The 12,273-nt window shown below is 38.9% G+C and carries 8 protein-coding genes; 4 read left to right on the forward strand and 4 right to left on the reverse strand.

Annotated features, from left to right (window positions below):
- The first annotated feature begins 67 nt into the window (after positions 1–67).
- Positions 68–565, forward strand: a complete 498-nt coding sequence (locus AABS66_RS09370) for a YbaK/prolyl-tRNA synthetase associated domain-containing protein (RefSeq protein WP_206085404.1) — start codon at positions 68–70, stop codon at positions 563–565.
- Positions 566–611: 46 nt separating this feature from the next.
- Here AABS66_RS09370 and AABS66_RS09375 read toward each other — a convergent pair whose 3' ends face one another.
- Positions 612–1,253 carry a CatB-related O-acetyltransferase gene (locus AABS66_RS09375; protein WP_272680644.1) on the reverse strand — a complete coding sequence of 214 codons (642 nt, stop codon included), beginning with the start codon at positions 1,251–1,253 and terminating at the stop codon, positions 612–614.
- Positions 1,254–1,593: 340 nt separating this feature from the next.
- Between AABS66_RS09375 and AABS66_RS09380 the strand changes: the two genes are divergently transcribed.
- Entirely contained in the window at positions 1,594–4,464 is a 2,871-nt protein-coding gene (locus tag AABS66_RS09380) for a M66 family metalloprotease (protein WP_430224847.1), read from the forward strand.
- Between the two features lie 56 nt (positions 4,465–4,520).
- Here AABS66_RS09380 and AABS66_RS09385 read toward each other — a convergent pair whose 3' ends face one another.
- Positions 4,521–5,714: a multidrug effflux MFS transporter gene (locus AABS66_RS09385; RefSeq protein WP_430224848.1), complete on the reverse strand. Its 1,194-nt coding sequence runs from the start codon at positions 5,712–5,714 to the stop codon at positions 4,521–4,523.
- 367 nt (positions 5,715–6,081) lie between these two features.
- Positions 6,082–7,488 carry an NADP-dependent phosphogluconate dehydrogenase gene (gndA, locus tag AABS66_RS09390; RefSeq protein ID WP_206085400.1) on the reverse strand — a complete coding sequence of 469 codons (1,407 nt, stop codon included), beginning with the start codon at positions 7,486–7,488 and terminating at the stop codon, positions 6,082–6,084.
- A gap of 366 nt (positions 7,489–7,854) precedes the next feature.
- Between gndA and AABS66_RS09395 the strand changes: the two genes are divergently transcribed.
- Positions 7,855–9,438 carry a TerC family protein gene (locus tag AABS66_RS09395; protein ID WP_206085399.1) on the forward strand — a complete coding sequence of 528 codons (1,584 nt, stop codon included), beginning with the start codon at positions 7,855–7,857 and terminating at the stop codon, positions 9,436–9,438.
- Between the two features lie 241 nt (positions 9,439–9,679).
- A complete protein-coding gene (locus AABS66_RS09400) occupies positions 9,680–10,243 on the forward strand; it encodes a hypothetical protein (protein ID WP_430224849.1) in 564 nt (187 codons plus the stop codon).
- A gap of 77 nt (positions 10,244–10,320) precedes the next feature.
- Here AABS66_RS09400 and asmA read toward each other — a convergent pair whose 3' ends face one another.
- A complete protein-coding gene (gene asmA / locus AABS66_RS09405) occupies positions 10,321–12,159 on the reverse strand; it encodes an outer membrane assembly protein AsmA (RefSeq protein WP_430224850.1) in 1,839 nt (612 codons plus the stop codon).
- Positions 12,160–12,273 lie beyond the last annotated feature (114 nt).

Consider the following 12,273-nt stretch of genomic DNA (forward strand, 5'->3'; position numbering starts at 1 on the left):
CGGTTGTATCTCCCTATGAACTTGTTATCATTCCCTGATATTGATCGGGTTTTAAAGGGAAAAAACGGTGTCAGAGAACGTAATTTTTAGGCAATTAACTCAGCTATTAGATGACAATCATGCCAAATACCGTGTGATGGAACACTCCACCGCGGGGAAATCCGAGGAAGTGGCAAAAATTCGTGGAACGCAATTAGGGCAAGGTGCTAAGGGTTTAGTCTGTCATGTAAAAGGAAATGGGGTGAAGCAACATGTTCTAGCCATTTTACCTGCGGACAAGCAAGCCGATTTAAGCAAAATAGCCATCGCCATTGGTGGAACTCGTGCATCACTGGCAAGCCCAAAAGAAGTGGATGAGCTGACTCAGTGTGTATTTGGTGCGATCCCCCCATTTAGCTTTCACCCCAATTTACGGCTTATTGCCGATCCGTTATTGTTTGCACGTTTTGATGAACTGGCATTCAATGCAGGGACGTTAGAGCGATCAATTATTTTAAATACTCAAGATTACCAACGCATTGCACAGCCTACATTGGTTGAATTTATTCGCACGGAAGAAAGCTAACTGTCTAATAGTAAAAAGGGGATTCCGCAGAACCCCCTTATAACAATTACGAATAACGTTGTTGGTCGTATTCGATACTGGCTTGTTTTAGCACCTGAAAATCAGAACCACAAATCACACGCTTTAATGCGGTGAATTTTGCTTCTGGCCAATCATAGATTTTCAGCGCCAATAGCTCGGCAATCACTTCAGGTGAAAACCGGTATTTAACAGGCTTCGCAGGGTTTCCCCCCACAATACAATAAGGTTCAACATCCTTAACCACCACACTGTTAGTTGCAATGACGGCACCCTCACCGATTTTGACGCCAGGCATAATAAACGCCCGCATGCCAATCCACACACCGTCACCAATGATGGTATCCCCTTTCCCGATATAAGCTTCCTCAATATATTCAAGAAAAGGATACAAGCAAAACCAGTCCATTCGATGAGTATGATTTCCCCCCATCAAAATCACCGCTTCACTGCCAATGCAGACATAATCGCCGATATACAGTTGGTCCACATCCCATGCCAGTTGCCAATCTCGACTTTGCGCATCCCCTTGTAAATAACGCACAACGGAGTCTTCAAAGCCATTATCGTAGCAATCACTGTAATAACTGTGTTTTCCTTTGATATGAATATTGGGATTTTGCACAACTTCGTGAAGTAATTGGTATTTTGACCAATGTTTCTTATTCATGGTAATAAACCTATTTTATTTGTTTATGATTACCATAGAACGCTTTCTATGGTGATGTATTCGCGCTCAAAATACATCACCTTTAGCCACTCTAGGCTGATTTAATAATGGGTTTCTCATATCAATCACTATAGTACTGTCTTAGCCAATAACTTTAATAATATCACTTTAATCAAAAATAGAATAATTTAATTTTCATTTAATTGAAAATTAATAATTTAATTATAAACATAATCACATTGATTTTTAAGAAAAACTTCTAATTTCAAATCTTATAATTTAAAAGAAAATGAATTAAATTAAAATAATGAAACTAGTAAAGAGAACAAAAAGGAAAATTATGTTAATGGATTATTCCCCCTTATCGTTGATTAAAAACCTCACTAACTTACCTAACATAATAGAAAATTATTCCATTGAATATTTTAATGATTTTAAAACTCAACATCACCAACTTAATGAGATCAGGTATTCCTCTATCACAATGAATGAGACATTATCTAATGAGTCCTCATCACCTCAGGCCATCTATGAAGATATTCCTGATATGAATATTTATAATAAAAATAAATATTTTGATGCCACAACTAACCAAGAGTTAAGTGATACAACAGGAGACTTAAAAGGCACTGTTTATTTAGCTCAAAGCTCACTGTTCCCCGCAATTAACCGAATTGAAGGTGATACCCAACCAAGGCTAGTTTCGGGACGAAAAACATTACTCATGTTCAAACCCCAAATGTACTTGGACTATGATTCAAAAATGACATTCAGTATTTATGATAAGGACAAAAATCTGTTAGTCACTCAGGAAATGCACCCACCTTCCGAGCTTCCCCAACTCGCCAATGATGCTATTCAAAAGACCAATATACGACCTAAAGACTTTTCTGGCCCATGGAATTTAAATTTAAAGATTAAAAATGAAACAGCTCAATTTGTGAATATGTTTAACCCGCTAGAAAAAAAATTTAATAATAAAAATTATATACAGTTAGAATTTAATAATGAATCAAATATAACTCCCTTGATATTAGCCAGTAATAAAAAATTGGCAAATATGCACATTAAAGTCAAAAACAGAATGAATAGAGACATAAAAATATACTATAGCAAAAATTCTATAACATTAAATAAGGGTAATAGTATTAAACTAATTTGTGATGAAAATGGCCATTTGGTAACTAAAAGTGATGCTTTAATTTCCAAGTATTATTCCTTAAAACCTAAAAAGTCAGAATTATTTATAAAACAAAAAAACTCTGTGCTTACACCCGCTCTTAGTGTTCCTATGCGGTACGACCTGACCATCAATAAAAATGATGAAATATCTAAAATAGCAAAAGAAAATGGATACTTAAGCAAGTTAATTAAAGAAAATAACTCAATAAAAATTGAAACAAGTGATGGAAACTGGGCAAGATTTTTCACTTTGAGAGCCAACAACCATTTTTATAAAAAAAAAATGACGTTTAACTCGAAAGCAACTCTTGATAGCTATATTCTCTATGGTAATAAACAGTACAAATTAACCAAAGGGGAAAATATTACCTTTGTCTATGATCCGAACAAAAAATGGCTCCCGATTACGGAACAAGCTTCACCTGAGGCCGTTGCAAACTTAAGTTATACGAAGAACACATGGTCCGCGAGTATTTCACAAGAGCACATAAAACCAGGTATTCAGTTTGTTTTTAATACCTCAGATACTAAAGGGGTTTTATCCAATATTCCCATTGGTGCTCCCAATAAAATTTTAATTAATACAATTGATATCGGTATGCTAACACCACCAAGAAATGAATTTGATTTCCAATCTCACCCAGAGTTACATCGCCAATATTTTCAAACTATCCCTGTAGAAACGCTGATTGTTGCTCAGTATGAGTCTGTTCACTTAACTGAGGTCGTCATGCCTAATGGCGATGTTTTCACCGAAAAAGCGACAGGAAATGGTGGTGGGCACAGTGGAAATATGCGCCATCAAATAGGAAAAGACCTCATCTCTGACGGTATTAATTTAGCCAACTATGGTATTAATAGCACTGCCGCAGAATTTTCGTTTATTCCATCTTTCCAAGTCACTGTACATAATTCTATAGGGGTATATGAAAATGGTGAGCAAGTGCATGGCTGGTCAGGAGGTGCAGGGAAAGTTACACTGTATAATTCAAGAGGTAACGAACTCAGTCATGAGCTAGGACATAATTTTGGGTTAGGCGACTATTATGGGGGAACTGAGGGGGGAACACATGCCCCAGCAGACAAAAAAAACTCTTCATGGTTATGGGATGCTGATTATAACTTTTTCATTCCCAATCTGACAAAAGAAGGCAAATTCAACACCGATGCGATGTCAGGAGGAAGCCCTTATGATGATAGATATAACGCATACACCATGTACACACCAAATTCACTGGCAGCTATCCAAAAACGGCTTGAAAATAGTTATGTTTTCTCTGCTAAATCCAAAACAGGATATCAAAAATGGAACCCTATTACTCAAAAAATGGAGGATGTTCCCTTAGACCTTTCCGCCTTTTATTTCTTTAATTACCAAGTACATAATGGTGAAACATTCACTATCGAAAAATTTAATAAATTGATAAACAAACATAAATATATTCATATCAATAGCGGAAATGGCTATCATAGCCCTAACCTTTATATTCCAGCTGCCAGTCAAGAAAATAATGGTGCTGTTATAAAAATCAGTTCATTAGCACTTTGGCAAAGCAAAATACATGTCAATGATGATATAGAATTGATAAGCAATAATGAAACAAGCACCTATATTTCAGATGGCCATAAGTGGGTAAAATCAGCTTCCCATATAATAACTAAAAAACCATATAAACAAGGTGTTCCCATCGTGAACTTAACTGGGTTTTATGACCCTGAAGGTAAAATTGAGAAACAAAGCTGCATTCCTATTTATGGGTCATACGGGATGGTTTATCAGCCTGATACGCAAATTGGGGCTTATGCTCCCTACATAGAAGTCATTTTACAAAATGGTAAAATACACAAATACCAATTAAGCGACGTTAGAAAATCAAAAGACGTCATGAACAAATTTCATATAAATATTGAAAGAGCGCTTAATCCAATAAAAGCCAATATTTATGTGCATAACAAACTTGTTCATACACAGCATATTGATATTAAACCAAATAAGCTTGCTACCACAGTTAATGGCTATGTCATTTAATCATTAAGTCGATTTAAGACTCTATGAAAATATAATCAATAGAGTCTTAAATCTTATTAATCACTCGTGGGGGGACTCAAATTTAATTTTAAACTGGCCTTTCTTGCCACTAAACCAAAAATACAGCCGACTAACATCACAATCGCTAACGATAACTTTGGCACGATTGGTAATGCTATAGCCAAAAGACCCAGTGCTGCACCGCCTGCCATTTGTACAAACCCTACCAACGCAGATGCCGTCCCCGCTTCATTACCAAAAGGCTCAAGAGCATAACTGGTAGCAGTTCCCATCATAAAGGCAAGGCCTGTACACGCACAAGCCACAGGCAACATATAGACAACCCAATGACTTTGAATAGCTTCTGGCAACACAACAAAACCTAATATCAACCCGAAACAACCGATCGCCATCATTGAGCTACCAACCAACAAGCAGGCAGGACGCCCGATTTTATGAATAAAATGGTTAGCAATATAACTGGCAAACATAATCCAAAAACCGTTAATCCCAAACACAATGGAAAACGCTAACGGGCTTAACTGAGCCTCCCCCATCAACACCGTTGGTGCAAGGGAAACATAGGTTAATGCCATCCCCATCGTACCTGCATTGACGAGAGCGAAAATGATAAATTGGCGATGACCTAAAATACGGCAATAGGTTTCCAAAGGAATAATTTTCACTTTAGGCAAATTTGTCGGTCGTGTCTCAGGTAAAAATACCGCGATTAATACCAATATGATGACAGCATATAACGCAAGGAACCAAAACGGTGCACGCCAACCCCATGCTTCTGCCAGCAAACCGCCTAATAGCGGCGCGAGTGCAGGCACAATATTCAATGTGCCATTAAGAAAACCAAATGCGCGAGCCGCTTCAGTGCCATTCATGCGGTCACGAACACAGCTAAATGCCACCACAGAAGTACAACAGACTGCAACCCCTTGCAGTAAACGCGAGGCAATAAACACCGTTGGCGTCGTGGCTGAAATGGCAACACCTGCCCCAATAATGTAGAGCACCATACCAACTATCGCGATAGGCTTTCGCCCGTATCGGTCGACCAGTGGCCCAGAAATCAATTGCCCTAAGCCTAGGACTAAAATAAATAGTGCAATGGTCGATTGAATCACGGATTCACTGCTACCTAAATCCTTCGCAATATCAGGGATAGTCGGCAGGTATAAATCAATACCCAATGGGCCAAGCAATACTAATAAAAGTAATAAAATAAGAAAGTTACGCATAAAACTATGCTCAGATACCGTAATAAAAGTTATGTCATTCAACAATTGATGAATAATGTAGCAGAACCTATTCATCTAGCTATCAAAAAAGAAACGTAAAAATAAATAACCTTATCATTTCTTTAGGCAATTTGACGACTTGTGAAAGGCAAAAAAGGCGCTAAAGTTAGCGCCTTAGGTTGTTAACAAAGCAGGAGAAAAGCGTGGTTTTTCCTACTTTGTGTTATCAGCCGAAAATCAATTCTTTGATTTTCCTCGTCTATTTTCAAAATCTATTCAACCTGCAGCCAAACCTAATCGGTTTGTCAGCAGTCTGAGGCGCTAAAGTTAGCGCCTTTTGTATCATCGGTAAAGGATGATATTGGAATTATTCCATCCACTCAGTATGGAAAACACCGTCTTTATCCGTACGTTTATAGGTGTGAGCACCAAAGTAGTCACGCTGCGCTTGGATTAAGTTTGCAGGCAATACCGCTGAGCGGTAGCTATCGTAATAGGAAATCGCCGCAGAGAAGGTTGGTGTTGGGATACCATTTTGCACGCCGTAGCACACAACGTCACGCAGAGCTTGTTGGTATTCGTCCGCGATTTGTTTGAAATATGGCGCTAACAGTAAGTTGGCAATTTTTGCATCTTGGTTGTAAGCATCCGTGATTTTTTGCAGGAATTGTGCACGAATGATACAGCCTGCACGGAAGATTTTTGCAATCTCCCCGTAGTTCAGGTCCCAATTGTACTCGTCTGATGCCGCTTTTAGCTGTTGGAAACCTTGCGCATAAGAGACGATTTTACCTAAGTACAGCGCGCGACGTACTTTCTCAACAAACGCGCTCTTATCCCCTTCAACCGGTTTTAAGACTGGGCCAGTTAAGACTTTAGACGCTGCAACACGTTGGTCTTTTAAGAAAGAAATATAACGAGCAAAAACAGACTCCGTGATTAATGTCAGAGGGATGCCTAAATCCAGCGCACTTTGGCTCGTCCATTTACCGGTGCCTTTGTTTGCCGCTTCATCTAAAATCACGTCAACAAGGTACTTACCTTCTTCATCTTTTTTCTTGAAGATATCTGCTGTAATTTCAATCAGGTAGCTGCTCAATTCACCTTTATTCCACTCTGCAAAGGTGCCTGCCAGCTCTTCATTGCTCAGATTCAATGAACCTTTTAACAATGAATAAGCTTCAGCGATTAATTGCATATCACCGTATTCGATACCATTATGGACCATTTTAACGTAATGACCTGCCCCGTCTGGTCCCATATAAGCCACGCAAGGTTCGCCTTCCGCTTTTGCTGCGATTTCTTTTAGGATCGGTGCAACCAATTCGTAAGCTTCTTTTTGGCCACCAGGCATAATTGAAGGGCCTTTTAATGCACCTTCTTCACCACCAGAAACACCGGTACCGATGAAGTTAAAACCTTGTGCAGATAATTCACGGTTACGACGGATTGTGTCCGTAAATAACGTGTTACCACCGTCGATAAGGATATCACCCTTATCCAGATGAGGAGTCAGCGAGGCAATTGTTTTGTCCGTTGCTTCACCCGCTTTAACCATCAGTAAGATGCGGCGTGGTTTTTCCAGAGAGTCAACAAACTCTTCAATTGTATAGTTGGGAACGAGGTTTTTCCCTGGATTTTCGGCAATTACTTCGTCTGTTTTATCTTTAGAACGGTTAAAGATAGACACTGAGTAACCGCGGCTTTCAATATTGAGCGCAAGGTTACGCCCCATGACAGCCATTCCGACAACACCAATCTGCTGCTTTGACATGAACAACTCCTGTCTGATTAGGACCAAGTCAGCCTCAATGTGCTGACATTCTGTTAACGGGATCACATATTAACCTAGGATCGTGCAGCATGGTAGTTATTGATGCAATCGATGACGTACACAACGCCATTTTTGTCAAGAATTGTCCAACCATACCCCAAATAATCCGAGTTGCAGGTAGGCGACAAGCGAAGATAGACGGGGAGCATAGATAAACGATGTGACTCGGCGAGCGTAGCGTAGTCAACACCGCTGCAACTTGAAGGATTTCGAGGATAAAGTGAATTTTTATTGATATTTCTTTCAACAAACCGCATTATTCTCCCGTCGGTATAAGCCGTCATATCAGAAGGTAAAACAAACTGTATGGAATGGATCGCAGATCCTTCGATTTGGGCGGGCCTCGCTACCCTAATCGTTCTAGAAATCGTTCTTGGTATTGATAACCTCGTCTTCATCGCCATTCTGGCAGATAAGCTCCCGCCAAAGCTGCGTGATAGAGCCCGTGTAACTGGACTTTTATTAGCCTTAGTTATGCGTGTTGTGCTTCTATTCAGCCTGTCATGGCTCATTACCCTCACGAAACCGATAATCACGCTGTTCGAGCACCCATTTAGTGCTCGGGACTTAATTATGTTAATCGGGGGGCTATTCCTGTTGTTTAAAGCAACAATGGAACTAAACGAGCGACTAGAAGGTAAAGACGAACACGCAAACACCCAAAGAAAAACATCGAATTTCTGGGCTGTTGTTGCACAAATTATTGTTCTTGATGCTGTGTTCTCTCTTGACTCTGTGATCACTGCAGTGGGTATGGTTGACCATATCGGCGTAATGATTGCAGCGGTCACGATTGCTATGCTGCTGATGATCTGGGCAAGTAAACCACTGACCAGCTTTGTGAACAACCACCCTACTATTGTCATACTGTGTTTAAGCTTCTTGTTGATGATTGGTTTCAGTCTTGTGGCTGAAGGTTTTGGCTACGCAATTCCAAAAGGCTATCTGTACGCCGCTATCGGCTTCTCCATTATGATTGAAGTACTAAACCAATTTGCTCAGTTTAACCGCCGTAAGTTCCTAACGGGGACGCGCCCACTGCGTGAACGTACAGCAGAAGCCGTGTTACGTATTTTAAGTGGTAATTCAGAACGCGGTGAATTAGACCCTCATACCTCAGATCTTATCGCAGATAATAAATCAGTCTTCGACCCACAAGAGCGTTTAATGATTGCTCGAGTGTTAGGGATGGCGCAGCGTAACGTTGAAAGTATCATGACCTCACGCCACGATGTGGACTATCTTGATATCAATAAGTCTTCTAGCGACTTGTTGCAATTAATGGAGAAAAACCCACACTCGCGCCTTGTAGTGATTGATGAGACGATTAGTGATGAGCCTGTCGGTGTTGTACATGTGATGGATTTAGTGAAACAACAACTAAATGGTAAGCCATTGGATTTACGTGCGTTAATCACTCAACCGCTGATTTTCCCAGAAGGTCTATCACTGCTCAAAGCCCTCGAACAGTTCCGTAAAGCGCATACCCACTTTGCTTTTGTTGTCGATGAGTTTGGTTCAATTGAAGGTATCGTGACATTGACCGACGTGATGGAAACCATCGCAGGTAACCTGCCTGTTGGCGATGAAGAGAATGATTCACGTCATGATATTCAGAAGCTTGATGATGGTACATGGATTGCCAATGGCTTTATGCCACTGGAAGACTTGATCATGTTTGTACCAATGGAGTTAGACGACAAACGTGAATACGAAACCATTGCAGGTCTTTTAATGGAGCATTTACAACGTGTTCCAGAAGTGGGGGAACAAGTCACCATTAATGGCTGCATTTTCCAACCATTGGAAGTGAATAGTCACCGCGTCAATAAAGTCTTAATCACTCCCCCCGCCCGTGAAGGGGATGGTTATGAATATGAAGATGACTAACCTTTAGCTCTGAACTAATGATAAATACCGGCTCTTTGAGTCGGTATTTTTTGTTTAAATATCAATAAGTAAATCTATACATTCTATATAGAATATAGAAAAACAACCTTTCTGCAAAAAAAATCTAAAAATACTTTGCTCATTAATGATAAATAGAGTGTCGTTTTATTAAAGAAAAACACATTTTTTCATACATAATTAATATAGTAAAACACGAATAAATCACAAGAGGAATATAGCAATGCACGTAAACTCAAATAGAGTGTCATATCAGCAAGTAAATAATAATAATAATAAGATCAACAGTCATAAAAACCAATCTAATATGACACAAGCCATTGATACAATTAAAAACTTATCAAGTAAGTTACCCAAAATAGAAAATAATAGCAAAATCACCACAAAAACAGTTGTAACTAAAGATTTAAAAGCACTGTCAAAGCTAATAGGTAGCGTAATTAAAGATGCAAAAATTTTTTTAGATAAAGCTAACGACAGTAATGCAAGTAGAAGGCCTGATAATAATGAATCTATGACTATGCAGAAAAATTTAGAGCACCTAAAAGAAAAAATCATTGAATATAAAAATAACGCATTTTCTATAAGCTCTTATACACATAATCCGAAGAAAGAACCTCAGCTCAACAACCTAACGACACAAGTCGAGAAAATGGAACAGGAAGTAATTTCAAGTAATAAGACAAATAATGTTTTTCAAAAGTATGCTAAATATGAAAAGATGGAAAGAAATCAGCAAGCAAATGAAAGACAAATTAAAAGAATTGATATCAAAAATCAACGTTGATTAAAAAATAATTGTTCAATTTTCTAGATATCATCGAAAAAAATGCCGTAATATAATTATATAACGGCATTTTTCTTCTACAACGCATTCAATAATTCATTTAGCCCTTTATTTTCTTCTTTTTTCAAGAAGTTACCAATAGCTTGTTTCGCTTGCGTACGTAGCTCATTACGCAACAGTTTTTCCACATCCAACTGATATTGCAAGCTATGCCAATTACCATAAATACGCAGCGGAATAGTCATTCCTTGCAATTGCTGAACAAGACGAGAATCCCCCGCCCATCCCCCAAAAATATTCACGCCCAAATTCACATCAATCGTTTCATTTGGAATATTTACACGGCCTTGCCCATTAATATTCACTAAAGAAGACTGCGCATTCATTGATGAAATGCTCATATTGCCTTTGTTTAAATAGCCTTTAACTGTGAACAATTCAACTTCTGTATAATTCCCTGTATTCACAGGTGCATTAATTTTATTCGTCACACGGGAAACTGATTGCTGAATTAGTTGTGGAATATTCAACCCATGTAATTTCGCATTTCTCAGTTCAAAGCTAACAGGCCCTTGCCATTGGTTCTTCACTGCATAATCATCATAGCCGACACCTGATAACGCACCATTAAGGGAGATAATACCACTCAGTTTTTGTGGCATATTGAAGGCTTTTAATAACGGTGCTGAATCGATGTTTTTAAAGTCAGGTTTTGCTGAAACAGTAACGGGGGTTGCGCTATAATTTAGAGTAACAGGTAATGAAAATTCACCACCAAATGCTTTCCCTTGTAATTTAGAAACCGTTAAACGCGGGGTTTGATTTTGGGCACTAATCACCACATCAGTTACAGTCATTCCACGGTAAATTAAATTCCCTACCGATAAGTCAACGTTAGCCGTGAATGATTTTAAACCTGATAAATCATATCGCTGTGTATTTGCCCCTGAAATAACAGGCTTGACCCCAACACGGTTATTATTGGTTTCCAGCTCAGAAGCCGAAGCGGTCACTACCGTCCCCAATAAACTATCTAAATCTAATTTTTCAGACGTTAATTCAACAGCCAGCTGTGGGATATCACCTAATTTTACACTAACATTCCCTGTTAGCAGGCTTTCATTGGCTTTAATCGATAGATTAGTTAAATTCGCGTTAGGTTGTTGCCCCTTGGTATACAAAAAATCGGTAGTAATTTGCCCAGAAATGCCATTTTCAGGTAAATCTACACCACTAAGTGAATAATCAAACTGTATTAATTGACCACTGATTTTTTGATTTATCGCTGATAAATCAATATCTGCCCGAGTATCGAACACAAATTCTTGTTGGTTTTTATTTAGGTTACCGCTGAATTTTACCGCCACCTGTTTATTATTATTATTTTTCAGTGACAGATTAATATTGCGGAGGTTAAATTCATCTTTTGGTGTTTGCCAAATCACTAAACTGTTAGAAATATCAATTTTTTCAATATCTAACAACCAGTTATTCTTATCAATAGTGGGAGTCTGAGAGGTTGAGCCACCAGGTGCAATCGGGTCGCTACTATGTGCTTGAGGCTCACTTTCTGGTGTTTTACGGATCACTGCACCATCAATCACAATTTGTTCAACAGATAAACGGTGGGAAATCAAAGGCCACAGTTCAACATCTAAACGCATATTTTCAGCGCTCAAGGCAGGCTTGGATGCATTTGGTGCAGTTAAAGATACGGGACCGGTGATAATGCTCAACGTTGGCCAAACATGCCAGCGCATATCCCCATTAAATTCAAGCTGATAACCACTTTTTTTCTCTACTTGCTCGACAATATAATGACGAAAATCATTCGGATTTACCAACATCACTAATGTTGTCAGACCCGCAACAATGACGACAAGTAAAATAATCAGTGTCGTTAAAAAACGTTTCATGCTTCCCTCTCTTAAACTTTACCTGCGACCATCACCAACGTGAACTCACACCATCACTTTCCCTGAAAATGGGCGAAAATTACACCATTAAAATCCATTAATGACACAATTTCC

The organism is Providencia sp. SP181, assembly GCF_050446505.1.
GTDB lineage: Bacteria > Pseudomonadota > Gammaproteobacteria > Enterobacterales > Enterobacteriaceae > Providencia > Providencia vermicola.